Annotated in this window: 21 protein-coding genes and 1 other annotated feature; of the genes, 1 reads left to right on the top strand and 20 read right to left on the bottom strand. The window is 47.6% G+C overall.

The genetic code is table 11. The features are described 5' to 3' along the window. Positions 1–32 precede the first annotated feature (32 nt). Positions 33–252 (bottom strand) — a binding site (T-box leader). A 72-nt stretch (positions 253–324) separates the two neighbouring features. From GBH70_RS06650 to GBH70_RS06715, 14 genes are all read right to left on the bottom strand, one after another. Then, complete coding sequence (locus GBH70_RS06650; RefSeq protein ID WP_151680306.1) at positions 325–1,161, bottom strand: putative sporulation protein YtxC; 837 nt, start codon at positions 1,159–1,161, stop codon at positions 325–327. 137 nt (positions 1,162–1,298) lie between these two features. Continuing rightward, a complete protein-coding gene (gene dnaI, locus GBH70_RS06655; protein ID WP_503827271.1) occupies positions 1,299–2,234 on the bottom strand; it encodes a primosomal protein DnaI in 936 nt (311 codons plus the stop codon). A gap of 5 nt (positions 2,235–2,239) precedes the next feature. Continuing rightward, on the bottom strand, positions 2,240–3,637 hold the full coding sequence (locus tag GBH70_RS06660; RefSeq protein WP_151680308.1) for a replication initiation and membrane attachment family protein: 1,398 nt from the start codon (positions 3,635–3,637) through the stop codon (positions 2,240–2,242). Positions 3,638–3,651: 14 nt separating this feature from the next. Further along, a complete protein-coding gene (gene nrdR, locus GBH70_RS06665) occupies positions 3,652–4,110 on the bottom strand; it encodes a transcriptional regulator NrdR (RefSeq protein ID WP_151680309.1) in 459 nt (152 codons plus the stop codon). A 107-nt stretch (positions 4,111–4,217) separates the two neighbouring features. Then, positions 4,218–4,601, bottom strand: coding sequence for an adenosylmethionine decarboxylase (gene speD / locus GBH70_RS06670; protein WP_151680310.1), 384 nt, complete (start codon positions 4,599–4,601; stop codon positions 4,218–4,220). Positions 4,602–4,986: 385 nt separating this feature from the next. Beyond that, entirely contained in the window at positions 4,987–6,018 is a 1,032-nt protein-coding gene (locus GBH70_RS06675; RefSeq protein WP_151680311.1) for a glyceraldehyde-3-phosphate dehydrogenase, read from the bottom strand. Between the two features lie 132 nt (positions 6,019–6,150). Beyond that, positions 6,151–6,753 (bottom strand): dephospho-CoA kinase, encoded by a 603-nt coding sequence (gene coaE / locus GBH70_RS06680; protein WP_151680312.1) that lies wholly within the window; start codon positions 6,751–6,753, stop codon positions 6,151–6,153. A gap of 28 nt (positions 6,754–6,781) precedes the next feature. After that, on the bottom strand, positions 6,782–7,414 hold the full coding sequence (ytaF, locus tag GBH70_RS06685) for a sporulation membrane protein YtaF (protein WP_151680313.1): 633 nt from the start codon (positions 7,412–7,414) through the stop codon (positions 6,782–6,784). A gap of 69 nt (positions 7,415–7,483) precedes the next feature. Further along, positions 7,484–8,317, bottom strand: coding sequence for a DNA-formamidopyrimidine glycosylase (gene mutM, locus GBH70_RS06690; protein ID WP_151680314.1), 834 nt, complete (start codon positions 8,315–8,317; stop codon positions 7,484–7,486). Between the two features lie 35 nt (positions 8,318–8,352). After that, positions 8,353–10,980: a DNA polymerase I gene (gene polA / locus GBH70_RS06695; protein WP_371862238.1), complete on the bottom strand. Its 2,628-nt coding sequence runs from the start codon at positions 10,978–10,980 to the stop codon at positions 8,353–8,355. 162 nt (positions 10,981–11,142) lie between these two features. Further along, on the bottom strand, positions 11,143–12,081 hold the full coding sequence (mdh, locus tag GBH70_RS06700; protein WP_151680316.1) for a malate dehydrogenase: 939 nt from the start codon (positions 12,079–12,081) through the stop codon (positions 11,143–11,145). A gap of 97 nt (positions 12,082–12,178) precedes the next feature. Next, positions 12,179–13,453 (bottom strand): NADP-dependent isocitrate dehydrogenase, encoded by a 1,275-nt coding sequence (icd, locus tag GBH70_RS06705; protein ID WP_151680317.1) that lies wholly within the window; start codon positions 13,451–13,453, stop codon positions 12,179–12,181. Positions 13,454–13,635: 182 nt separating this feature from the next. After that, entirely contained in the window at positions 13,636–14,751 is a 1,116-nt protein-coding gene (citZ, locus tag GBH70_RS06710; RefSeq protein WP_151680318.1) for a citrate synthase, read from the bottom strand. Between the two features lie 471 nt (positions 14,752–15,222). Further along, a complete protein-coding gene (locus GBH70_RS06715; protein WP_371862170.1) occupies positions 15,223–15,690 on the bottom strand; it encodes a DUF441 domain-containing protein in 468 nt (155 codons plus the stop codon). A 176-nt stretch (positions 15,691–15,866) separates the two neighbouring features. Here GBH70_RS06715 and ytvI point away from each other — a divergent pair, with 176 nt between their 5' ends. Continuing rightward, a complete protein-coding gene (gene ytvI / locus GBH70_RS06720) occupies positions 15,867–16,985 on the top strand; it encodes a sporulation integral membrane protein YtvI (protein ID WP_151680319.1) in 1,119 nt (372 codons plus the stop codon). A 56-nt stretch (positions 16,986–17,041) separates the two neighbouring features. On the opposite strand, the gene pyk is transcribed toward ytvI, so the two are convergent. The 6 genes from pyk to dnaE all read right to left on the bottom strand — a co-directional run bounded on the left by pyk (position 17,042) and on the right by dnaE (position 26,899). Further along, positions 17,042–18,802 (bottom strand): pyruvate kinase, encoded by a 1,761-nt coding sequence (gene pyk / locus GBH70_RS06725; RefSeq protein WP_151680320.1) that lies wholly within the window; start codon positions 18,800–18,802, stop codon positions 17,042–17,044. Positions 18,803–18,822: 20 nt separating this feature from the next. Beyond that, positions 18,823–19,785, bottom strand: a complete 963-nt coding sequence (pfkA, locus tag GBH70_RS06730) for a 6-phosphofructokinase (protein ID WP_151680321.1) — start codon at positions 19,783–19,785, stop codon at positions 18,823–18,825. A gap of 456 nt (positions 19,786–20,241) precedes the next feature. Continuing rightward, complete coding sequence (gene accA / locus GBH70_RS06735; RefSeq protein ID WP_151680322.1) at positions 20,242–21,222, bottom strand: acetyl-CoA carboxylase carboxyl transferase subunit alpha; 981 nt, start codon at positions 21,220–21,222, stop codon at positions 20,242–20,244. Beyond that, entirely contained in the window at positions 21,216–22,091 is an 876-nt protein-coding gene (accD, locus tag GBH70_RS06740; protein ID WP_151680323.1) for an acetyl-CoA carboxylase, carboxyltransferase subunit beta, read from the bottom strand. The genes accA and accD overlap by 7 nt, the downstream gene beginning before the upstream one ends. A gap of 128 nt (positions 22,092–22,219) precedes the next feature. Further along, positions 22,220–23,452: an NADP-dependent malic enzyme gene (gene ystJ, locus GBH70_RS06745; protein ID WP_151680324.1), complete on the bottom strand. Its 1,233-nt coding sequence runs from the start codon at positions 23,450–23,452 to the stop codon at positions 22,220–22,222. A 102-nt stretch (positions 23,453–23,554) separates the two neighbouring features. Beyond that, positions 23,555–26,899 (bottom strand): DNA polymerase III subunit alpha, encoded by a 3,345-nt coding sequence (dnaE, locus tag GBH70_RS06750; RefSeq protein WP_151680325.1) that lies wholly within the window; start codon positions 26,897–26,899, stop codon positions 23,555–23,557. Positions 26,900–26,908 lie beyond the last annotated feature (9 nt).

Genomic DNA, 26,908 nt, shown 5'->3' on the forward strand with positions numbered 1-26,908 from the left:
ACTCCTTTACAAAAATAAAAACCCGCCCCTCATCAAGGGACGAGTTTGTTACACGCGGTTCCACCCTCATTTCCACGCTAAAAAAGCGCGGCTTCATTTTGATAACGGAAATTTCCGCCAACCGCTACTGTTTGGTTCACGGCTGAAGTTCAGAGGCGGTAAGCATTCAATCGTGCCGGAAAGCTTGCAGCCAAAGGCTTTCCTCTCTGAAAGGCCGTAACAGAATACTGTTGTCCCCATCATCACATTGACTTTTTCATGCCATTTCAAATATGTAAGATATTATAGAAGTTTGCGGCGAAAAAATCAAGGGATGGAAAACAATTATTCGTTGGCGGCATGCTGTTCATGCAGGAAATGGGCCCGGCTTTTTACGTTCACGCGTTCTTCAAATATATTGCAAATCGTCCGGATCAGCGCATGGTCCGGGTTATCCGTGTAGATTTCAATCTTTGCGGGCGAAATCGACAAAAGCGGCGCAATCGTGGCGGAATCAATATAAACGGGATGGTTGGTAAGCAGCCTGCGGTCAATCATTTCATCCAGCTCTTCCCTAGTAATTTCCCGAAATTGTTCATTGTAAAATTTTGCCTGCTCTCCGAGGCAAAGCTTTACCGTTTCTTTTTTCGGCTCTTTTTGTTTCAAATAATCCCGGAGGCTTTGAATAAAAATCTGGTATTCCTGTTCCATTTTATATTCATCGATGGCAATCCCGACATAATTGTCAAGTGCATCGAAATAAGCCTTTAATCGGAATGTCAGCAAAGAATCAATTGGCAGCGTGCCTTCTCCGCCAAGCAGCGGCCCGACTGCTTTCCCGATTTCCCGGCATTCATCAATTTCCCCTGCCAGAACCGTTAATTCCGGCCGCTCCCCTTTTAACATGCCGACAACAATTTCGAGAATGCGGTTTTGTTCTTCTTCCGCCTGAAAAAAATAAAAATGTTTTAATTGCCCGCGGATCCACCCATTTCTCTTTTTCTGTATAATAAAATCGACGACAGCCCGTTTGAGTTCCTGTTCACTGCCGGAAACCTTAAGGGAGTAGTTTTTTTGCCCCGGCAGCGCCACTTCCCGGATCTGCACGTCCCCGCCGCATTGTCTTGTAAAATATTCCTTTACCCACAGCGCATCTTCCTTGTCTTTGAATAGGAATTCCAATCCAAGCCCCCCTCATACGGTAAAACGTTCTCCACTGTTTTACCTTATGTATATGAAAGGGATTGGACAAATAGAAGAGGCTGTGCACGCAGGCAGGGAAAAAAGAAAGGGCCCGGCCCCGCTCTTTCTTACAGGGGTCATGCCCTTTGGTTCAACCCTTCCATTTTAACAGGGACGGCGAGGTATTTGATACGTTCCAATACGCGCGCCGCTTTTAATTTTTCCTCTTCCCCGCGCTGTGTGTAAGTCAGGTGATACATTAACTCTTCATAGTTAAAATTCGATGTAAAAAATGTCGGAAGATCTTCCTGCATCCTGTATTGGAGAATCGGCCCGAGCACCTCATCCCGTGTCCAACTCGAGTTTGTTTCCGCCCCGATATCATCAAGCATCAATACCGGCACCGATTTGACCATCTCGAGTTTCTCCCCTGTGGAATGGTCACCGAGCGATTCCTTCATTTCACGGAAAAATTCCGGCACATACACAATTAAAGACGAAACCTGCTTCATATCGGCCAGCTGGTTTGCAATCGCCCCGAGCAAATACGATTTCCCGACGCCGAATTTGCCGTATAAATACAATCCTTTCATTTTTTTGCCAGGCTCGTATTCGCGGACAAAGCGTACGGCCAAATCATATGCAACGAGGCGGCCGGGATGGTCCAGCGAAAAATCGCCGAATGACGCCTCAAGGATGCTTTTCGGCATATGCATGCTTTGGATCAGCTTGCGCGTTTTATTTCGTTCATCTTCCAAAATTTTCTTTTGACATCTTTTATAGCGGATTTCAATATTGCCATTGTGCACAACGAGCTCCGGAACGTAACCTTTCATCAAATTCATGCACTGGTCAAGGCTTTTGCAGCGGCTGCAGTTTTTTTCCTGCGAAATATATTCATACAGTTTCATCCAGCTTTTTTCAATCATCGACCTGGTGACTTCGCCGCGGTGTTCGTCCAAAAATGCGCGGATTTCGGGGTGGGAGATAATTTCCCGCTTCATTTCTTCATACCGCTGCCGAAAACCTGGATTGGATGAAAGCCTTTTTAACGTCTCATTAATGTTTTCCACAGCCTTCACCCTTTCTTGTATTGTTCGCGTATTTTTTCAAGCCTTTTTCTCTTTTCCTCCAGCGTTTCCCCGTCTTCCGCAACCGCTGCGGTTTTATTTATGGTTTCCTGTTCAAACCAATCCGGCAATTTTTCTGTTCGGATCGGCTTCCTTCGTGTTGCGGCCCTGTTTTCTTTGTCGTTCATCCACTGCTTGTACTGGCGGTCTTCTTTAATGGCCAGCTCCATCGCTTCCTTAACTGTCTTCAGTTTTTTGCGGGCCCAGTGGGATGCGACTTTTTCCAAATAACTCTTGGACAGTTTCATATCGGTTTTGAATAAAACATATTGGATGAGCACATTCATGACGCCCGGTGGAAGCTGCTGGGCAAACATAACATCTTCAATGGCGGTAAGGTCCGCCTTTGACGGTTCGCTGCCGCCTGAAAAATCTATCAGCATCTGGCGCGGGGACGTATTCTCCAGGTAATGGATTAATTTTTCTTCCTGCGTCTTTCCTTCATCCCGGGCATCCGACTTGTAGATTTCCGGCTGCAGGCGGTCAATGAGGCGCGGCAATTCTTCAGAGTGCTCGATCTGGTACCAGTCGCGCGCGGTTTTCCGCAGCTCGTCAACCCGAATTTCCTGCTCAGGCGTTAGAGCGCTCAATAATATTTGTTTCATTTCCAATTCATTAATATCATATAAAAACGACAGCTTTACAATCGCTTCTTTTACTTCGGGCGTAATGGCGCGCAGCGGGATGACCGCATCGCGCAGACCCGCATACAAAATATCGAAATTGAAATGGGTGTTTTCGATTTTGATGGCTGAAGCAGAGTTTTTCCCGATATACCGGCGGTTTTTTTCGAGCCGGCTCAGTTCCTGCGCTTCGGTGTCATTCAGCACTTCAGGGCCGATTTTTGCGGCATACACATCCTGGAAGGAGCGAGTGATTTCCCGATATTCGCCAGGTTCGACGGCACGGTCTGAGAAAAAGTTTTTCAGCCGCAGAAAATGCGTCCTGCCCAATTGCCGGTACAAAAAGACGTTCAACAGCCCGTCGTTGAAAAACTGTTCCGGCGACAGGGGCGGCTGCAGTTCATAAATAAACGTGCGGATATCGCCGCTAGTTTTGATAAACGTCTTCAACAGCCCGATGCCCTCCAGCTTCAGCCGGGCTTCATAAATGTCGGACAGATTCATTGATAAAAAATTCATGAGATGGTAATGGTTCCAGTCTTCGGACCATAAACGGTTGATTTCCACTTCATTCCACAATGTCATATACAGACTGTAGCATTGCGGCCCGATCAAAGGCTGGTATAAAAGCGAAATGACCTTTTGATCATAGTCCTGCAGCAGACCGTTTAACGCTACCTGGTAACGGTCTGCCGGCTGAATTTCGTTCCAAATCTGTTTCATAAAGGGCACTCCGTTTAAGCATTCTTGTTCAGCAGTTCTTTCAGTTCATCCAAAAAGACGTTTAAATCTTTAAATTGACGGTAAACGGACGCAAAGCGGACATAAGCCACTTCATCGACTTCTGCCAGTCTGTCCATGACCATTTCCCCGATCAGGCTTGATTTGACTTCCGTGTAGCCTTGCCTGCGGATTTCTTTTTCAATGTCCATTGACATTTTCTCCAGCTGTTCCAGGGATACCGGACGCTTTTCGCACGCCTTGATCAACCCGCGCAAAATTTTCTCGCGGTTAAATTCTTCCCGGTTGCCGTCCTTTTTCACGACGATCAGCGGGGTTTCTTCCACTTTTTCAAAAGTGGTAAAACGGTAAGAACAGTCTTCGCATTCGCGCCTTCTCCTGATCGAACGCCCTTCGTCCACTGGCCTGGAATCAATGACACGCGTATTGTTGCTATGGCAAGACGGACATTTCATATTAACACTCCGTTCCTATACATTCTTACCTCCATCATATATAAAAGAAGCCGAATAGACAACTTATTGCCATTAAAAAACGGGATGAAAAATCACCCCGTCGAACATCATCCTTTATTGGCTTTGCTTGCAACGTCCATTTTCACTGGACCCATACCGCGCGGAAGCTCGATTGTTTCCCTCGAAGTTGCCCCCAATTTTTCCGCAATATAATTGGCTGCCACTTTTGGATCCAAATGGCCGCAAGTATAGACGTCAATACTTGCATAACCGTGTTCCGGGAAGCTGTGGATCGTTAAATGCGATTCGGAAATAATGACGACCCCGCTTACGCCCTGGGGCGCAAATTTGTGGAATGCGACCTCGCGGATTTCAGCGCCCGATTTCAATGCTGCGTCGACAAACAATTGCTCAATATAATCCATATCATTCAGCTTGTCTGCATCGCAGCCCCACAATTCTTCAATAACATGACGACCCATGGTTTCCATGATCGTTCCCCCTTTACATGAATTTAGCGACCTAAAATACTCAAGTCACTTACTTGCCACTACCACGGGGGAAAGTTAGTCCTAAGAGGTCCTAACCCTTTAAGTAGTCGCAATGAAAAAGCCTAACTTCATTTTCATGCGTGATTCATCAGAAGTTCACGGAAAATAGTATACTGATTTTGCCCGGTAAATGCAATCATTGTTTTTTTGATTTATGCCGTGTTCTCATTGCGAAAGCCGCTTCTTTCCGCGGGGCTCCCCGCGTTGCCCGCTGCGGGGTTCGCTCGGCCTTCTTATCCCTTAGTGCCTCGTGGATGGCCTGTATATAAAAAACCGGTTGCAGCATTCAAACCGCCAATGGTTTGGACACCGCACCGGCTTTCCATTATGCGATATTCATTTTTTCCGCCTGTTCCATTTTTTCGGCAACTAGCTGCGCCAGTTCGACTACGCGGCAAGAGTAGCCCCATTCATTGTCATACCAAGCCAAAACTTTTACTTTGTTCCCTTCCATCACGATCGTAGAAAGCCCGTCAACAATAGCGGAATGCGGATTGGTATTATAATCCGCAGAAACGAGTGGCTCTTCCGTATAATCCAAAATACCGTTAAGTGAACCTATCGCGGCCGCCTTGAACGCATCATTTATCTCTTCCACAGTTACTTCTTTTTTCAAATCGGCAACGAGATCCACGAGGGACACGTTCGGGGTAGGCACACGCAGCGCCATGCCGTGCAGTTTTCCTTTTAATTGTGGCAGGACAAGGCCCAAAGCTTTGGCGGCGCCTGTTGTCGTCGGGATTATGGATTGGGCACAGGCCCTGGCGCGACGCAAGTCTTTATGCGGATTGTCGATGTTTTTCTGGTCATTTGTATAAGAATGCACTGTCGTCATCAGGCCGTTCACAATGCCGAATTGTTTATCAAGCACTTTTGCGACCGGTGCGAGGCAGTTTGTTGTGCATGAAGCATTTGAAATAATGTGATGCTGGTCGATATCTAAAACGTTTTCATTTACCCCTAACACAATGGTGACATCTTCGTTTTTCCCCGGTGCCGTCAGCAGCACTTTTTTGGCGCCCGCCTGCAAATGGAGTGCAGCTTTTTCCCGCGCGTTAAACTTGCCGGTCGCTTCGATGACAAGATCAATGCCCAATTTTTCCCACGGCAGTTTGGCCGGATCGCGTTCTGCCAACAGTTGGACATGTTTTCCGTTCACAATGAGCGTATCCCCTACTCCCTTGACTTCGCCCTGGAATACGCCGTGGATGGTGTCATATTTGATTAAATGTGCCAAAGTTTCAGCAGGGTAGCAGGCATTCACTGCCACGATATTTAAAGAATCGTCCATCATGGCTTTTCTGAAAACCATCCTGCCGATACGGCCAAGACCATTAATCGCGATTTTCGTTTCCACAGTGTACAACTCCTTCAAATAATAAGTGACATACTTTTTAAACCATTATTCTTTAATTAGTATATCATATTTTTTAAGTGGTGTAGCGTTATTTCATCCATTTTTCCATAGAAAAAACCATGATGCAAAAGATCATGGTTCTAAATTCCATTTCAATATAATTTTTTCCAGCTGCCGTTTTGTTTCGACGAGGCCGCCATTGTTGTCGATCACGGCATCGGCAAGCGCCGTTTTTTCCTTTAACGGCACTTGCGCGCGTATCCGCATCAGCGCTTCTTCTTCTGAAAACCCGTTGCGGGCCATTAATCTTTTTAACTGCGTTTCTTCGTCCACGTATACCAAAATGGTACGCTCCACCATAAAGGTGAGCCGGCTTTCAAACAGAAGCGGGATATCCATGATTACCGTCTTTTTCCCTTCCCCGAGCGCCCGGTCTTTTTCCCGCGCCATCCAGGCCTGGACTTCCGGATGGACGATTCCATTTAGTATCAGCCGCAGATCTTCATTTTGGAAAATGAGCGCACCCAGTTTTTTCCGGTCAATCGAACGGTCTTCAAGCAATATCCCTTTCCCGAATGTTTTTATAATATGTTCATAGGCCCGTTTGCCGGGTTCCACCACTTTTTTTGCGGCCACGTCGGCATCGACCACCGTAAAACCTTTTGCTTTCAACATATTGGAAACCGTGCTTTTGCCGCTTGCAATCCCGCCTGTTAATCCGATAATGTTCGCCATGTCCATCCCCCGCAACTTATCATGTACTTTAAAATTTGCAAATTCCGATGAAAATGAGCAGGATGCCTGGAATAAAAGAGACTTTTTGGATCCACTGCAAATGGGAAAAAAGTTTACCAAGCCGGATGCCGGATGACACAAGCACAAAACTCATGCCGGCAACGAGCAGGCTGAGCAAATAAGGGGAATATCCCATCATCGCCGCGCCGATCCCCGCCCCGAACGCATCAAGCGACAGGGCAATCCCGAGCATGACCGCTTCAATTCCGGTAATAATGCCGGACCGGTCGAAATCCGCGCTCGTCGGTTTTTTTAAAATATGGATAACCACGCCCAAAGAGTGGATTTCAAGGTTCAGAACGACCTTTTCCGCAGGATCTTCTTTTTCATCGTTCGACAGGAAAAATTGGATAATTACCCATAAACCGATTAAAATCAAAATGGCGCCGCCAAGCCGGTTTGCCGTTTCCGGCCGCATCAAATGCAGTAATGTTTTTCCGAACAGCATTGATATAAATAAAGATGTGCCCGAGCATAACGCGATAATGATTAAAGATTTGAGCGGAATTTTCATTTTCCGCAGCCCGTATGTAAAACCTGTACTGAAATTATCCAAACTGACGGCAAATGCCAACAACCATATTGAAAGCTGAAGCCCCATGGCCCTCGCCCCTCCCGTTTCGCATGCTGCTATCAGTGTATGGAAGGGGCTTAGCCGATGTTCATGAAATTATTTGCGTTTCTTTTGGCAGTTCGGACAGAAATGGGTGCCCCGGCCGGCTGTAACCATCTTTTCGATCGGGGTGCCGCATTTTTTGCAGAGCTCCCCTTTCCGGCCGTATACAAACAATTCCAGCTGGAACATGCCGATCTGTCCCTGTGAGTTAACATAAGAACGGACGGTGCTCCCGCCTTTATCAATGGCTTCACGCAGTGTTTCGATGATTTCGTGGTGGAGCAGGTGCACTTCTTTTTTCGTCAGCGACTTTGCTTTCCGTTCCGGATAAATGCCGGAACGGAACAGCGCCTCATCGACATAAATATTCCCAAGCCCTGCCACAACTGTCTGGTCAAGCAGGACCGCTTTAATATTCCGCTCGGTTTTTTTTAATTTCCCGTACAAATACGATTCGGCAAACGCATCGGAAAACGGCTCCGGCCCGAGCTGCGAAAGCGGAAGAGACGCCATTTCCTCCCCTTTTAAAAACAAATGCATTGTCCCGAATTTGCGCACATCTTTATACCTTAATTCTTTTCCGGATGCAAAAGTGAAAATGATATGGGTATGCTTCTCCACCGGTTCGCTTTTGCCGTAAACTTGGTAGCGCCCTTCCATTCGCAAATGGGAAACAAGGGCATATTTATCCGTGTAAAAAATAAGGAACTTGCCGCGCCGTCCGAGCGAGCGGATCGTCTCACCTTTCAGGGCATCGGCAAACTGTTCCGGGATTTCCGGCCTTTTAATGATTTTCGGCCAAAGCACGGTTACCTTTTTAATCGTTTCGCCCGTTACAAGCTGTTCCAGCGTCTTTCGTATTGTTTCTACTTCCGGCAATTCCGGCATACTTGATTCCTCTTTCCTTTCTTTGTTGCCAAATCTTATTTTGCGTCAAACCACGTCGGCCCGTATGCGGAATCGACTTTCAAGGGAACCGACAGCTCCAGGGCATGCACCATCACATCGGGCACGATTTTTTTCAGCACTTCAATTTCTTCCTCTGGCGCTTCAAAGATCAATTCGTCATGGACTTGCAGCAGCATCCGCGCTTTCAGGTTTTCCTCTTTCAGCCTTTTCGCCATGTCGATCATCGCTTTTTTAATGATATCCGCGGCGCTCCCCTGGATCGGCGTGTTCATCGCCGTCCTTTCCGCAAAGCTGCGCAGGTTGAAGTTCCGGCTTGTGATTTCCGGAATGTAGCGCCGGCGTTTCAAAAGCGTTGAAACATAGCCTTTTTGTTTTGCTTCCGTGACAATTTCATCCATATATTCCTTGACGCGCGGGTAGCTTTTGAAATACCGGTTGATAAATTCGCCCGCTTCCTTCCGCGTAATGCCAAGGTTTTGCGAAAGTCCATAGTCGCTGATTCCGTATACGATCCCAAAATTGACGGCTTTCGCCTGCCTGCGCATATTCGGCGTTACGTCCTCCGCTTTGACGTGAAAAACTTCCATCGCCGTTTTCGTGTGAATGTCCATATCTTCCTGGAACGCTTCGATCAGCTTTTCATCGCCTGAAATATGGGCCAGCACACGCAGCTCAACCTGCGAATAGTCAGACGAGAAGATGACCCATCCTTCTTCGGACGGCACAAACGCCTGCCGGATTTTCCGACCCTCTTCCAGGCGGATCGGGATGTTTTGCAAGTTCGGGTCGGTGGAGCTGAGGCGTCCTGTCTGCGTCAGTGCCTGGTTAAACCGCGTATGCACTTTCCCGTCTTCATGCACGACTTTTAACAGCCCTTCAATATAAGTGGACTGCAGTTTTCCGAGCTGGCGATAATGGAGGATTTCCTTCACAATATCGTGAGCAGGTTCCAGTTTTTCCAGCACATCCGCCGATGTGGAGTAGCCCGTTTTCGTTTTTTTAATGACCGGAAGCCCCAATTTTTCAAAAAGGATGATGCCGAGCTGCTTCGGCGAATTGATATTGAACGTTGTGCCAGCCATTTCGTATATTCTCTGCTCAATCTCATGGAGTTTGCTTTTAAATTCTTCGCCCATCTCTTTTAAACGGTTCGTGTCGACTTTTACCCCGGTGTATTCCATATCCGCCAGAATAAGCGAAAGGGGCAGCTCCAATTGTTCAAACAGCTCAAGTTGCTCATTTTCTTTCAGCGCATCCGTGCACGGGGTTTCAAGGGCTGCGATCGCTTCCGCTTTGCGGGCAATATGTTCGGCATACACATTTTCTTCCGGCAGCCTCCGTTTTGCCCCCTTTCCGTACACCGCTTCATCCGTTTCAACATTTTCGTAGCCGTGCGTTTTTGCAACGGAAGCGAAATCCTCCACCGTATCGGATGGGTTCAGCAGGTAGGAAACGAGCAAAAGATCAAAATCGATGCCCCTCAGTTCCATGCCGTAACGCCGCAAAGCGACAATCGAGCGTTTTGCATCATATACATGCTTGATTTTTTCGTCATCTTCCACCCATTGTTTAAAAGCGGTGGAATGCAGAGCATCTTCTGCGCGCAGGAAAAAGAGCCCGTTTTTGTTTTTCAGCCCGAAACCAATGATCTCGCCGGTATGGTAATTCTCATCCAAAATTTCCACATAGAAAGAGGAAATATCGGCAAAAAGGCCGTCTGTGATGTCTTCGGCAATGGAAAAAGATATGGATTCTAGCGCGGCTTTTTCTCCCGGCTGGTCGTCTTCACCCATTTTTTCGAGCATCGACTTAAACCCTAATTCTTGATATAAACGCCGTAATTTCTCCATATCCGCATGCTTGTATTCCGCCTGGCCGATCGAAATCGTGAGGGGAATGTTTCGGTTGATCGTGGCGAGCTGCTTGCTCATGAGTGCCTGGTCTTTATAGGCTTCAAGTTTTTCCTGTAATTTTTTGCCGGACACTTCATCGATATGGCTTAACAGCTCTTCCACCGTCGGAAACTGTTTTAACAGCTTGACCGCGGTTTTCTCCCCGATGCCCGGCACGCCCGGGATATTATCGGAAGTATCGCCCATCAACCCTTTCATGTCGATGATTTGTTTCGGCGCAAGCCCGTATTTTTCCTGCAGATGTTTCGGCGTATAGGCTTCCATATCGGTAATGCCTTTGCGCGTTATCATGACTGTCGTTTTCGGGGAGGCAAGCTGGGTCAAATCTTTGTCCCCGGAAATAACTGTCACTTCAAACCCTTCTTCTTCCGCCAATTTCGACATCGTGCCGATAATGTCATCCGCTTCATAATTTTCCAATTCGTACCGTTCGATCCCAAATGCATCGAGCAATTCGCGGATGAGCGGAAACTGTTCGGAAAGCTCCGGCGGGGTTTTTTGGCGGGTCCCTTTGTATTCGCTGTATGTTTCATGACGGAATGTCGTTTTACCGGCATCGAACGCCACCAAAATATGCGTCGGCTTTTCTTCTTCCAAAATTTTAGAAAGCATCATTGTAAAGCCGTACACCGCATTTGTATGTATCCCTTTGTCGTTATTTAAAAGTGGCAAAGCAAAAAATGCCCTGTAGGCGATGCTGTTTCCGTCAATTAAAATCAATTTTTTCAAAACAAAAACCTCCCAAAAAAGTGGAGAATATACGTTCATACTCCTTATCCCATTTTAGCATGTTTCCATGAAAACAAAAAACAGCTGCACTTGTTAAGGCGTAAAATGCAAAAAAGCCTAAACGGACCAGTACAGGCCCATTTAGGCTTCATTCTTTTTTGATTAGTCCAAAACAGCCATGACGTTCTTTACAGAGCCGGCGGATTTATCAAGGGCAGCTTTTTCTTCCTCGGTCAAATCGAGTTCGATAATTTTTTCAATGCCGTTGCCCCCCAAAATCACCGGCACACCAAGGTAAATACCGTTATAGCCGTATTCGCCTTCGAGATAAGCAATCGCCGGCAGGACGCGGCGCTGGTCTTTCACAATCGCTTCAACCATTTCTGCCAAGGATGCCGCCGGCGCATAGTAGGCGCTGCCGTTGCCAAGGAGATTGACGATTTCGCCACCGCCTTTGCGCGTACGTTCCACTATTCTCTCAAGCCGGTCTTTCGGAATCAATTTTTCAAGCGGGATGCCGCCTGCATACGAATAGCGGACAAGCGGAACCATATCGTCGCCGTGGCCGCCGAGCACAAAACCGGTGACATCTTTTACGGACAAGTTCAATTCCTGCGCCACAAATGTTCGGAATCTCGCCGTGTCCAGTACGCCGGATTGGCCGATGACACGGTTTTTCGGGAAGCCGGATTCTTTGAAAACCGTGTAAGTCATGGCGTCAACCGGGTTTGTCAAAACGATGATCATTGAATTTGGCGAGTATTTCACGACTTCTTTCGTCACGCTTTTCATGATTTTTTGGTTCGTTTGCACAAGGTCTTCGCGGCTCATCCCTGGTTTGCGCGCGACACCTGCAGTGATGACAACAACCTCGGAATCTTTTGTGTCCTCATAATTGGATGTGCCGGTAATATTTGCGTCAAATCCCTGTACCGGTGAAGCTTCGAGCATATCCAAAGCTTTCCCTTTCGTCGGATTTTCCATTTGCGGAATATCGACGAGCACCACATCCCCGAGTTCTTTTTGGGCGAGCAAAAATGCGGTTGTGGCCCCCGTAAATCCCCCGCCAATGACCGAAATTTTTTTCCTCTTCATCAAGATGGCCCCCCTTGTTTTAATGTAAACTGGCTATTCAAAGAGCAGTCTATTGCATGCATTCAGTGAATTCTTCATCCCGCGCTTTTCATTTTGGGCGGTGTTATTCCGCCATGTTTTTGATCAACTCATCCCCGAATTCAGAGCATTTAACTTCTTTTGCCCCTTCCATTAGGCGGGCAAAGTCGTAAGTGACCACTTTGGAAGCAATCGTTTTTTCCATTGATTGGATAATTCGTTTTGCCGCTTCATTCCAGCCCAAATGTTCAAGCATCAATACGCCCGACAAGATGACGGATGAAGGGTTGACTTTATCCAGTCCCGCATATTTCGGCGCAGTGCCGTGGGTCGCTTCAAAAATTGCATGGCCGGTTTCGTAGTTGATGTTTGCCCCCGGCGCAATGCCGATGCCGCCGACCTGTGCAGCAAGCGCGTCGGAAATATAGTCGCCGTTTAAGTTCATCGTAGCAACGACATCAAATTCACGTGGACGCGTTAAAATCTGCTGCAGGAAAATATCGGCGATCGCGTCTTTGATAATGATTTTTCCGTTTGCTTCCGCTTCTTTCTGTGCCTGGTTCGCGGCTTCAACCCCTTTTTCTTCTTTAATGCGGTCGTATTCGGCCCATGTAAATACTTTATCGCCGAATTCCCTTTCCGCCAGTTCGTAGCCCCAATTTTTAAACGCGCCTTCCGTAAATTTCATGATATTGCCTTTATGTACAAGCGTAACGGATTTCCGGCCTTCTTTAATGGCATAATTAATTGCGGCGCGCACGAGACGTTCCGTACCTTCTTTTGAAACCGGTTTGATCCCGATTCCGGATGTTTCAGGAAAGCGGATTTTATTTACGCCCATCTCATTTCGCAAAAATTCGATGACTTTCTTCACTTCAGGCGTGCCTTCCTTGTATTCGATCCCTGCGTATATGTCTTCCGTGTTTTCCCGGAAAATGACCATATCGGTATCCTGCGGGCGTTTTACCGGAGACGGGACGCCATCAAAATAGCGTACCGGGCGGAGGCAGACAAACAAATCGAGTTCCTGGCGCAGCGCAACATTTAAAGAGCGGATGCCGCCGCCGACAGGAGTCGTTAACGGGCCCTTAATCGCAATTAAATATTCGCGGATCGTATCAAGCGTTTCAGCAGGCAGCCATTCGCCCGTTTTGTTGAAAGCTTTTTCTCCTGCATATACTTCTTTCCATACAATTTTCTTTTCGCCTTTATATGCTTTTTCAACGGCAGCGTCCAGCACGCGCTGTGCAGCCGCCCAAATGTCCGGGCCGGTCCCGTCGCCTTCGATGAACGGGATAATCGGGTTGTTCGGTGTTTTTAAAACGCCGTTTTCAACGGTGATCTTTTCTCCTTGTGCCATATAGAAATCTCCTCCAGTTCCATATCAGGTATATTTCTGTTAATCTTTATTTTCGTGCACGGGTGGGCCGGCCCCTCCCGGAAGTACCAGCTGGAGGCCGGCCCATCCTTTTTCAGACAGCCGCACTTGTAAGAAAAAGCCCCATCCCCTTAAGAAGCTTTTAGCAGACGCAAACCATCCGGTTAACGGTTTTCGATCGGGATGTATTTTTGCATGCCGGGGCCGACGTATTCCGCACGAGGGCGGATAATCCGGTTATTGGAGTATTGTTCCAAAATATGGGCAAGCCACCCGGATACGCGGCTGACCGCAAAAATCGGTGTGAACAGATCGTGGTCAATTCCAAGACAATGATAAACAGATGCGGAGTAAAAGTCTACATTTGCCGGAATGCCTTTTTCAGTTGTAACGATTTGTTCAATTTTTACCGACATATCGTAATATTCGCGCTGCCCGGTCAGTTCTGTCAGTTTTTCCGACATTTTTTTCAGGTGCTTCGCGCGCGGGTCACCTTTTCTGTATACGCGGTGTCCGAATCCCATGATTTTTTCTTTATTCATGAATTTTTCCTGCAGGTAATCTTCCACTCTATCAATTGATCCGATTTCGGTGAGCATCTTCATGACCTGCTCGTTTGCCCCGCCGTGCAGCGGCCCTTTCAATGCGCCGATTGCAGCCGTAACACCGGAATACACATCGGAAAGCGTCGCAACACAAACGCGCGCGGTAAAAGTCGAAGCGTTCAGCTCATGGTCCGCATGCAGCACAAGCGCTTTGTTGAATGCTTCCACTTCAATATCATCCGGTTCTTTCCCCTTTAACATATACAGGAAATTCGCGGCAAAGCCAAGATCTTTTCGCGGTGCAACCGGTTCGAGGCCTTTCCTTACCCTTGCAAAGGCCGCGACAATAGCAGGAATCTTAGCCTGCAGGCGGACAGCTTTCCGCATATTCGCTTCCTTGTCCATCGCATCCGCTTCTTCGTCATAAAGCGCCAGCGCAGAAACAGCGGTACGGAGCGCGGCCATCGGATGGACTTTTTCAATCGGATAGGTTTTAAAGCTTTCAAGTATTTCTTTCGGCAACTCCATATTTTCCGCCAGCTGTTGCTTCAATTCATCCAGTTCGGCCTGTGTCGGAAGTTTCAAATTCCACAATAAATAGATCACTTCTTCGAAACTGGCATTTTCCGCTAAATCATCAATGCTATAGCCGACATATGTAAGCGTGTCATCGATGATCGAGCTGATTGAGGTTTCACTGGCGACTACCCCTTCTAGACCTCGTGTTGCTGTCATGGTTATCTCTCCTTCTCCTTACGGTAGTTTTCCCCATCTCTAACGTAAATAAGTTGAATTTGGTTTATACGTTGTTTCTGCGAAAAACAATCGACAAAAAATCGATTGTGCCCCGGCACCATGCAAGCGATCACATATCCTATTATAATATAATATTTATATTTGTCTATTTTTTGTCGTTCTTGTTCTCGCTTACATGAATTATTATAAACAATTTTCTTACATATTTGTACAAAAAATAGACAAAAACAGCTAGGAATTTTCTCTTTTAGTATAGCGCTTTCATTATTTGGGTGACAATCATTTTGTTTTGACATGATCCAGTATCCGAATTTGCGAGGCTCCTGCGGACAAAGCGGTGCTTACGGTAAGAGGCGGCGTGCGGGGGGATCCGGGTGAATTCCACAAATAGCCTACTTTTATAACCGCGCTGAAAGTCAAAGCCCGCAGATTTCTCCTGCAGGCTTCCACTTAAAAACTGTTTGAGACCCATTCGACGATTTTCATTGCCATATACGCAATCCCCGCCCCGATCAGCGGGCCGACAGCAACCCCATTAAACAGCGAAACGGCGAGAATGGTGCCGAGCACGAGCGCCGTCGTAATCTGGGGGTCACTGGACAGCAGGGTAATGCCGTTTTTTGCCAATAGTGCCACCACAACACCAGATGCGAGCGCAATCCAGGCGTAAGGAGATTTTAATGATTCATATAAATCTTTAAATCCGATCTGACCGGCTGCGATCGGCGCCAGGACGGCAATGGTGATAATAGTTACGCCCCAGTTGATCCCTTTTGACTGGATCGCGGAAAAAATTTTGGCATCAAGCCCCGCAACTTTTAAGACAAGCAGAACAGCAATGGAAATCATCAAAGACTGGTTTTTTGCAACAAAACCAATCGCAAGCAGCATCAGCAAAAATAAATACGGCTGGTACAAATCATTTCAACCTTCTTTCTATATTTTTTAAAAAATTCCGCAGATAAGCGATTATTTTTCTGAATATTGAGCAAAGATGGAGAAGGGAAGTATTTCAGAAAAAAACTTCTTTTCCTTTGTTTTGCGGTCGCCACCGTGTAAAATAATAGCATAAACCATTCGTAGGAGGGTCATGATTGAATTCTGTCTACATACACCGGGCGTTTCGGGGCCTCTTTGTTGCCTTGTGCATTCTCGCCGGAATTTATGCCGTGTATCTGGCCGTGAAGTACGCCTATCCGTTTTTAATTGCGCTTTTTATTGCGCTGCTCATTAATCCGCTTGTCAATTTCCTTGAAAGAAAGGCAAGGCTTCCGCGCACCCTTGCCGTTATTATATCCCTGATTTTTATTATCGGTGTCTTTGTCGGCATCATTACATTGCTTGTCGCCGAAATTGTGGCGGGAGCCAATTATTTGGCCGATGTGCTGCCGAAGCATGTCCAAACGCTCGTCAATTATACCGAATCGCTTGTGACCGCCCAGGTGCTGCCTTTGTACGACCAATTGGCGGGACTGTTTAAAAATCTTGACGCAGGCCAGCAGGAAACGATAGTGCAAAACATCCAAACTGCCGGCCAGAAAATCGCCTCTTCCGCAGGGGATTTTTTATCGGGGCTGTTTAAAAAACTGCCTGGGCTTGTTTCCTGGATTCCAAATGCGGCAACGGTGCTCATTTTTGCTTTGCTGGCAACGTTTTTCATCAGCAAAGACTGGAACAGCTTCTCCGAAAAAGGGAAGCTTTTGCTGCCGAAAAAAGCAAGGAGAAGCGGGATCACCGTTTTTTCCGACCTCAGGAATGCGCTGTTCGGATTTATCCGTGCCGAATTGACGCTCATTTCCATGACGCTCGTGATTGTGCTCATCGGACTTCTGGTTTTGCGGGTCGACTATGCGATTACAATCGCCCTCGTCTGCGGCATCGTTGATATTTTGCCGTATTTGGGGACGGGAATCGTATTTGTGCCATGGATTATTTACGAATTTATTACCGGCAGCATTCCGCTTGCAATCGGGCTTTCGGTCCTTTATATCGTCGTCGTTGTCCAAAGGCAGATCATGGAGCCGAAAATTTTGTCATCCAGCATCGGAATGAATCCGCTCGCCACGCTGATTGCGCTGTTTGTCGGCTATAAAATGGTCGGCTTCCTCGGCCTGATCCTCGGTCCTATCACGCTTGTGCTGCTGACGACGCTGATCCGCGCCCGCGTTTTCCATGATATTTGGAACTATATCATGGGCAAAAAAATCGTGTAGGCAACAAAAAACCGCAGGGACAGGTGCTGCCTCTGCGGTTTTTGTTGCCTTTACCTTTACAGTACGGTTGCATGCCCGTCGTAAACCGAACCGGTTGCCGCATCCACCGTAATTTCCTGGCCGTCTTTAAAGATTGAGGTTGCATTTTCGAGGCCGACAATCACCGGTATGCCGAGATTGATGCCGACAACCGCGGCATGGCTCGTCAGGCCGCCTTCTTCGGTAATGAGAGCGGTGCATTTTTCGATGGACGGCATCATTTCCTTGTCCGTGCTTTTTGTGATTAAAATGCAGCCTTCTTCCACTTTCGCTGCTGCTTCTTCAGGATTGTTTGCGACAACGGCCATTCCGAACGCCGATTGTCTGCCGATACCCTGGCCCTTCGCCAGCACATCGCCGATCAAGTGGACTTTCATCAAGTTCGTTGTGCCTTTTCCGCCAACAGGAACGCCAGCCGTGATGACAACAAGGTCGCCGTGACGGACAATGCCGGATTTCAAACTTTCGTCAACAGCAATTTCAAGCATTTCATCGGTATTTTTAGCCTGCGTGCCCAATTGCGGATAAACGCCGGATACTACCGTTAAGCTGCGCTGTACCTTTGGATCGGAAGTAACCGCAATAATCGGGGCGGCCGGGCGGTATTTCGAAATCATGCGCGCCGTATAGCCGCTTTCTGTCGGCGCGATAATTGCATTGACATCCAGGTTCAAAGCGGTATGCGCTACAGACTGGCAGATAGCATCGGTCATATTATGATCCGTGCTCTTGCTGCGTTTATTTAAAATATCGCGATGGTTAATCGCTTTTTCAACATGGACCGCAATATTGTACATCGTTTTAACAGCTTCTGCAGGATATTTCCCGGCAGCTGTTTCGCCGGACAGCATAATTGCATCGGTGCCGTCAAAAATCGCGTTTGCCACATCGCTTGCTTCGGCGCGTGTCGGGCGTGGGTTTCGCTGCATCGAATCAAGCATTTGTGTTGCGGTAATCACCGGTTTGCCGAGCATATTGCATTTTCTGATCAATTCTTTTTGCACCAAAGGCACCGCTTCAGTCGGGATTTCAACGCCAAGGTCGCCGCGGGCAACCATTAAACCGTCGGACACCGCCAGGATTTCATCGATATTGTCCACGCCTTCCTGGTTTTCGATTTTAGGGAAAATCTTCACATGCAAAGCGTCATGTTCTTCCAACAATTGGCGGATTTCCAGAACATCTGACGGGCGGCGCACAAAAGAAGCCGCAATAAAATCGATGCCCTGTTCGAGCCCGAACAAAATATCGCTGACATCTTTTTCCGTGATCCCTGGCAGGTTGACAGAAACGCCCGGAACGTTCACGCCTTTTTTGTTTTTCAAAACGCCGCGGTTCATGACTTTCGTATGGATTTCCCCGTTTTCTTTGTCAATGGAGGTGACTTCAAGCTCGATCAGGCCGTCATCAAGTAAAATTTTAGAGCCGACATGCACATCATTGATCAGGCCTTCATATGTAATCGAGAATTTTTCCGGTGTTCCCAGGACCTCCGTCATTGAAATAATCGGCGTCATGCCTTCCACTAATTCGAATCCGCCGTCTTTCATATCATGCGTGCGGATTTCCGGACCCTTTGTGTCAAGCAGCAAACCGATTGTTTTATTTTTATTTTTTGCAGCCTGGCGGATATTTTTAATTCTTGCGAGGTGTTCTTCGTGGCTCCCGTGGGAGAAATTCAAGCGGCATACATCCATGCCGTTTTCCATTAATTTCTCAAGCATTTCAACACTTTCGCTCGCAGGTCCAATCGTACAAACGATTTTTGTCTTTTTCATTGTATTTCCTCCTAAAAAACTCAAATGGACAATTCTTTCGATAAGCGGTACATATTTTTGTCAATGGTGTGTGGCTGGCCAAGAATTTCAAGGATATCGTGATCAACAAGCTGGTTGTTTTGAATGCCGACCGCCCTTCCGCCTTTTCCTTCCAAAAGCAGCTCTACAGCTCTTGCACCGAGGCGGCTCGCAAGTACGCGGTCAAATGCAGTCGGTGATCCACCGCGCTGGATATGGCCTAAAACAGACACGCGGGTATCACCTGTTACGCCGGCTTTTTTCAACTCTTCCGCAAATTGGTTTCCGCTCATCACGCCTTCTGCAACAATGATGATGCTGTGGCGTTTACCGCGTTTTGTGCCCTGCTGCAGGCGTTCCACAACGTCTTTCATTTCAAAGTTTTCTTCAGGGACGATGATCGATTCGGCGCCCCCGGCCAAACCGGACCAAAGCGCAATATCCCCAGCGTTTCTTCCCATGACTTCGATGATAAAAGTGCGTTCGTGGGAAGATGCGGTATCGCGGATTTTATCGATTGCATCCAATACAGTGTTCAGCGCCGTATCAAACCCGATCGTAAAGTCGGTGCCAGGAATATCATTGTCGATCGTTCCAGGTACGCCGATGCAATTAAAACCTTGCTCCGTCAGTTTTTTTGCACCTTGGTAGGATCCGTCCCCGCCGATGACAACCAAAGCTTCAATGCCGTGTTTCTTCAGCTGTTCGATGCCTTTTTGCTGTCCTTCCGGCGTTTTAAACTCTTCGCTTCTTGCAGACTGCAGAATCGTGCCGCCGCGCTGGATAATATCCCCTACGGATCCCGCTTCAAGTTTTTGAATATTTCCATGAATTAATCCGTTGTAGCCTTGGTTAATTCCGTAAACTTCCAAGCCATGGTAAATCCCTTTACGGACGATTGCGCGCACAGCTGCATTCATGCCCGGTGCGTCGCCGCCGCTTGTTAAAACTCCAATTCGCTTCATTCTTTTCACCTCTAATGATGTAATCTAATGGCAGACAGGTATTGAATGGATTGGATCAGTTCAGTACTTTAGTATCGCCAAGTCCGCCCCTGAATATATCTAAAATACCACTTTAAAAACATGTTCTCAATCAATAATCAAAAAGTAAAAATTTTTAAAATGTGAGTTCTTGAACAATATGTGTCATCATATAATGAATGCGTTACCAATCGGAGCATACTTTTGATTTTTCTATAATAAAACGTTTAAAAGCCGCTGTATAGTTGATTTTTCCTAATTATAACGGCAATAAACCTGGAAAATAGGCTGGTTTAAAAAACCCGTCTCCCTTCCGGCCAACGCAATATTTTCCCCATTCCACACATGTTTCAGGTTCCGTTCTGCTTTTCCAGCATGTATCCCACCAATGTTGAAAAAACAAGGCAACCGTTTTTTCAGCACCGGTTGCCTTGTTTTTTACAACTGTGTGCGGGCAAACTGTTCCAAAGTGGAAAACACACCCATTTTGCGGTATTTTTCGTACCTTTTTTCCACAAGTTCTTCCGGAGACAGCGCCAGCAATTGCCTCAGCGACGCCTCAAGCACCTGTGCCATTAAATCCGCCTGTACCCTCGGGTCTTTATGTGCCCCGCCTTTTACTTCCGGGACCAGTTCATCGATAATGCCCAGTTCTTTCAGTTCCGGGGCAGTCATTTTCATTGTGGCCACTGCCCGTTTTGCCTGCGAAGCGTCTTTCCACAACAGCGCAGCGGCAGATTCCGGGGAAATGACCGAGAACCATGAGTTTTCCAGGACATGGATATGGTCACCGACGCCGATGCCGAGCGCACCGCCACTTGCCCCTTCTCCGATAATAAAGCAAATGATCGGTACCGACAGCCCGGACATCTCAAAAAGGTTGCGTGCAATCGATTCGGCAATCCCGCGTTCTTCCGCCGCTTTGCCCGGATACGCCCCTTTTGTATCAATGAAGCTGATAATCGGGCGTTTAAATTTGTCGGCTTGTTTCATGAGCCGCAGCGCTTTCCTGTACCCTTCCGGATGCGGCATCCCGAAATTACGGCGGATATTTTCTTTCGTGTCTTTTCCACGCTGCTGGCCGATCACGGTAACAGGAAGCCCCTTAAATTTTGCAATCCCGCCGACGATTGCTTCATCGTCCCCGTAAACACGGTCGCCGTGGAGCTCAATAAAATCGGTAAAAAGATATTGAATATAGTCCAATGTAGTCGGCCGCTCCGGGAAGCGTGCAATCTGGATGCGGTCCCACGGCTCCATGTTTTCGTAAATTTCCTGTTCCAGTCTGGCAAGCCTGGATTCCAATTTTTCAATTTCACTCGACAAGTCGACATCCGACTGCTTTGTAAATTCCCTCAGCTCGGCAATCTTGCGTTTCAGCTCAATCACCGGTTTTTCAAATTCAAGTTCATTTACCATTGTAATTCACCTGCATCTATTGGTTGATGGATATCCAGAATCCTTGCCAATGTTTCTTTTAAGTCTTGGCGCGCGACAACCGCGTCAAGCTGGCCGTGCTTGAGAAGGAATTCTGCCGTTTGGAAATCTTTAGGAAGTTCTTCGCGGATCGTTTGTTCAATAATGCGGCGGCCGGCAAAACCGATTAACGCCCCGGGCTCCGCCAAATTCACATCGCCCAGCGAGGCAAAACTTGCGGTCACACCTCCTGTAGTCGGATGGGTCATAACCGTCACGGCCAAACCTCCGTGGCTGCTGAACCGCTGCAGGGCTGCGCTTGTTTTCGCCATCTGCATTAAAGAGTAAATCCCTTCCTGCATCCGAGCGCCTCCCGAAGCGGTAAAAATAATAAACGGAAGATGGAGCCTGTCCGCTTCTTCAATGGCGCGCGTGATTTTTTCGCCGACAACAGAGCCCATGCTCCCCATACGGAAATGCGAATCCATAACAGCGAGGACAATCGGCCGTTCTAAAATATTCCCTTTTCCTGTCAGAACTGCTTCATTTAAATTCGTTTTTGCGCGGTCTTTTTCCAATTTTTCTAGATAACCCGGAAACTCGAGCGGGTTTTTGGACACAAGGACGCGGTCAAACTCTTCAAACGTCCCTTCATCAATCAGGCTTTCCACTCTTTCGTAAGCGGTCATTTGATAGTGGTAACCGCAGTAAAGGCATACTTTTAAATTTTTCTGCAGTTCTTTTGTATACATAATTTTTCCGCACTTCGGGCATTTCGACATGATCCCCTCAGGAACATCCTGCCTTGTTTTATCTGATGGGATCGTCGCATATTTCCTCTTTTTCGGTTTTGAAAAAAAATCTTTCAGCAAATATTACCCCTCCTTTAAATGGCACCGGCAAATGCCGGGCCGCCGGTGGCTGTAATGCCGGATGGGCCGGCATTTTGTATTTCTTGTGCACCGGCAAAAAGGCGGCTTTCCCGCATCCGCATTTCCCTTTATTTCCCAATTTCGGAGAGCTGCATCGTTTTTTTGCGGATTTCTTCCGGATCCACCTGGATGCGGGCAACGCCGGTTTCCATAGCCGCTTTGGCGACGGCAGCAGCAACAGCCGGGGCAACACGCGGATCAAACGGGCGCGGAATGACATAATCCGCATTCAGCTCATGCTCTTCTATTAATCCGGCAATCGCATGAACGGCAGCTTGTTTCATTTTTTCATTGATATGGGTGGCGCGCACATCCAAAGCGCCTCTGAAAATGCCCGGGAAGGCAAGCACATTGTTGACCTGGTTCGGAAAATCGGAGCGGCCCGTGCCAATGACTTTTGCTCCTGCCGCTTTAGCGTCTTCCGGCATAATTTCCGGGTTCGGGTTCGCCATCGCAAAAATAATCGGATCCTGCTTCATCGATTGGACCATTTCTTTCGTAAGGGCCCCCTCAACCGAAACGCCGATAAAGACATCCGCATCTTTGATCACATCTGCCAGTGTGCCCTTCTGTTTATTGTGGTTCGTATATTTGGCCACCTCGGATTTTACCTTATTCATGCCGTACGGCCGCCCTTCGTAAATCGCGCCTTTTGAATCGCACATAATGATATCCCGGACGCCGAAGTGGTAAAGCAGCTTAATAATGGCAATGCCTGCAGCGCCCGCGCCGCTCGCCACAACTTTAATTTCAGACATTTGCTTACCGACAAGCTTCAAAGCGTTCACAAGCCCGGCAGCCGTTACGATCGCCGTACCATGCTGATCATCGTGGAATACAGGTATATTCATTTCTTTCTTTAGTTTTTCTTCAATGACAAAGCAGTTCGGAGCGGCAATATCTTCCAAATTGACGCCGCCGAAAACCGGTTCCAACCGTTTAACGGTCCCGACAATTTCGTCAATCTCCGTCGTGTTCAAGCAAATCGGGAAGGCATCCACGCCGGCAAAGCTTTTAAACAAAATTGATTTTCCTTCCATTACCGGGAGTGCGGCTTCCGGCCCGATATTGCCAAGCCCGAGGACAGCGGTGCCGTCCGTGACGACCGCGACCATATTGCCTTTCATCGTATATTCATACACTGTTTCCGGCTTGTCGTATATCATCTTACAAGGCTCAGCTACACCGGGCGAATAGGCTAAACTTAAGTCTTTTGCATTTTTGACAGTGACCTTCGATTTGGATTCGAGTTTCCCTTTATGTTCGCGGTGCATATGTAATGCTTCTTCGCGCAATGACATGAACCTCACTCCCCATTCTAAACTGCACAATGGAACATTATGTGCTTTTCTTTTTAACAAGCCTATTAAACAATATAACATATTTATTCTTTTGAGAAAAACTTATTTCAAAATGACATTCCCTTCGCCGAGCAGCTGTTCCAGTTTTGCCAGGCATGCTTGATCAGGCCGGACCCAGTTTTTTTCCGGCAGCCGGATGGTCCTGTGTTCGCCCTCGTAATAAAGGATGACAGGGGAATGCCCCGGAAAAGCGCCAAGCACCCGTTTTACCTGCATGAGCATTGTATTTTTATTCGGAAGTGCGGGGATTTTCATGTATAAGGTTTGCGTATTTTCCCCATGGAATTTTCCGGCCTCATAAAGCTTTTGGGCAATGACTTGAATTTTTCCTTTTCTGGTTTCAACATTGCCTTCAACAACGACAATCACGTCTTTTTGGCATAACGGGCTGTATTTTTTAAATACATCCGGAAATACGACGCACTCGATATCACCCGTTTCATCATTCATGTGAAGAAAAGCCATGAGGCCGCCGGTTTTCGTACGGATCGTCCTGATATCAGCAATATACGCGCCGGCCAGGATTTTCCGCATGCCGACCCGGAGATCCCCGACAGGGAGGACATTTGCTTTTTCCCATTCCGGGCGGTACTGTTTAGCCGGATGCCCGGACAAATACAAACCCAAATACTGTTTTTCAAATGCAAGTTTATCCATCAAGGAAATCGGCTCTGTCTCCACATAGTTCGGTTCAATCCGGAACATTTCATCATCAAGGAACAAATCCTCCTGCTCTTCCTGCGGCTTCATGATTTCCGCGTGTTCAAGGGCGATGTCAATGCTGGCGAGCAGCACGGCCCTGTCTTTTCCAAATTCATCCAGGGCTCCCGATAACGTAAAAGCCTCTAAAATTTTCCTGTTCAATCCTCTTACACGCAGGACGAGGTCAAATAAACTTTTAAACGGGCGGTGTTTCCGTTCCCGAATCAGTTCTTTGATCGATGCATATCCGATCCCTTTAATCGCGGCTAAACTGTAACGGATGGCGCCTTTTTCAACCGAAAACGGATAACGGCTGTGCTGGATGGACGGCGGCAAAATCCGGATGCCCATCAGCTGCGCTTCCCGGATATACTGGGCGATTTTGTCCTCGTTTCCGATCACGCTTGAAAGCAAACTCGCCATAAAATAAAGCGGATAATGCGCTTTTAAGTAAGCGAGCTGGTAAGCGATCATGCTGTAGGCAACGGCATGGCTGCGGTTAAAACCGTAATTGGCGAAGCGGACGATAAAATCATAAATAGTATTCGCCGTTTTTTCCTCATATCCTTTTTTTCGGGCTCCATTTATAAAATGCAGCCTTTCTTCATCCAAAACATCTTTTTTCTTCTTGCTGACCGCCCGCCGCAGCAAATCTGCTTCTCCGAGCGTGAATCCAGCCATCCTGGAGGCAATCTGCATGATTTGTTCCTGGTAAACAATGACGCCGTACGTTTTTTCCAAAATCGGCTTCAGATCATCATGCGGGTATTCAACCGGCTTTAAACCGTGCTTCCGTTCAATATAAACCGTGATGTTTTCCATCGGACCCGGCCTGTAGAGGGCATTGACGGCGACAATATCTTCAAATTCGGTTGGCTTCAGTTTTTGCAATACTTTCCGCATGCCGTCCGACTCGAGCTGGAAAACGCCCGTAGTATTCCCGGAGCTTAAAAGCCGGAACGTTTCCGCATCATCAAGCTGCAGATCCTGCAGATGGATTTTTTTGCCTGTCCCTTTTTCAATGCCTGAAAGGATATGTTCCAGGATGGTCAAATTCCTTAAACCGAGAAAATCCATTTTCAACAGCCCAATTTCTTCGAGGTGATTCATCGGATACTGTGTTAAAAAAATGCCGTCATGTCCTTCTTGGACCGGGATCACGTTGGCAAGCGGCTCCCTGCTGATAATGACGCCTGCCGCGTGGGTCGAAACGTGGCGCGGGAGTCCCTCGATCAGCAGCGCCGTTTGGAAAAGCTTCCGGTTCCGTTCCGACTGCCCGATCCATTCCCGGAGCGGGGTGGACACTTCATACGCCTTTTGCAGCGTCATGCCGGGCTGGGACGGGATAAGGCGTGACAACTGTTCCAGCTCTTTTGCTTCCAAACCGAAAATCCGGGCAACATCGCGGGCTGCTGCTTTCGCGGCAAATGTGCCGAAGGTGATGATCTGTGCGACATGTTGCCTGCCGTATTTTCCCGCCACATAACGGATCATCTCATCACGCCGGTGATCCGGAAAATCGGAATCGATATCCGGCATCGAAACCCGTTCCGGATTTAAAAACCGCTCAAACAAAAGCCCGTAGCGGATCGGGTCGACATCGGTAATTTTGAGGACGTATGCGACCAAAGAGCCGGCTGCGGAACCCCGCCCCGGGCCTGTCAAAATATGGTGCTCCCTTGCGTATTTCATAAAATCCCAGACAATAAGGAAATAATCGCTGAACTGCATTTCTTTAATGATTTTTAATTCATATTCGAGGCGCCCAAAATATTCGCTTGACGGATCCGGCACACGCTCCAAAAGCCCTTTCCGGCACATGGCTTCCAAAAATTCATCTGCCGTCTTCCCGTTTTCAACGGGGAATTTCGGCAGCAGCCGCTGCCCCGTTTTGATTTCAACATGGCATGCGTGCGCGATTTTTTCAGTATTTTCCAGCGCCTCCGGATAGCCCGAAAAAAGCCTCTCCATTTCGTCCCGCGGCTTAAAGTCGTATTCATGGCTTGAAAGCCGCGGCCGGTTCTCATCGGACAGCTTCATCCCCGCTTTGATTGCGAGCAGGCATTCATGTCCGAATGCATCTTCTTTTTTCAAATACTTGACGTTTGAAGTGACAACTTCCGGCACGTTCAGCTTTTTGGAAAGCTTGTGCATTTCGCGGAGCACCATTTGCTCTTGCTCTGTCCCGTGATTTTGCAGAGAAAGATAGAAATCCGGCCCAAAAAGTTCCCGGTATCGGAGGGCGATTTCTTCCGCCCGATCCGCATCGCCGCGCAGGAATGCCTGCTCAATCTCCCCTTCCAAACCGGGCGTGAGGGCAAATAAACCTTCACTGTAAGAACGGAGCCATTTCGTTAAAATGCCGGGCTCGGTCCTGGTTTGGATCACGCTTGATATTTTTAATAGATTTTGGTAGCCTATATTATTTTTCGCAAGCAAAACAAGCGGGTACGCTTTATCCTGCTCAAAGCTGCCCATCACATCTGCCGTTAAGCCGATAATGGGCTTTATGTCGTTTTCCCGGCACATCTTGTAAAAAGAAAAAACCCCGTACATCGTGTTCCGGTCTGTAATGGCCAGCGTATCATACTGAAGCTGTTTGGCATATGCAGCCCATTTCGGGATGGAGACAGTGCTTTCCAGCAGGCTGAATGCCGTTGAAACCTGCAAATGGACAAAACCCATTTTTCCACC

Origin of the sequence: Weizmannia acidilactici (assembly GCF_008974225.1) — a bacterium.
GTDB classification, from domain to species: Bacteria; Bacillota; Bacilli; order Bacillales; family Bacillaceae_C; genus Weizmannia; species Weizmannia acidilactici.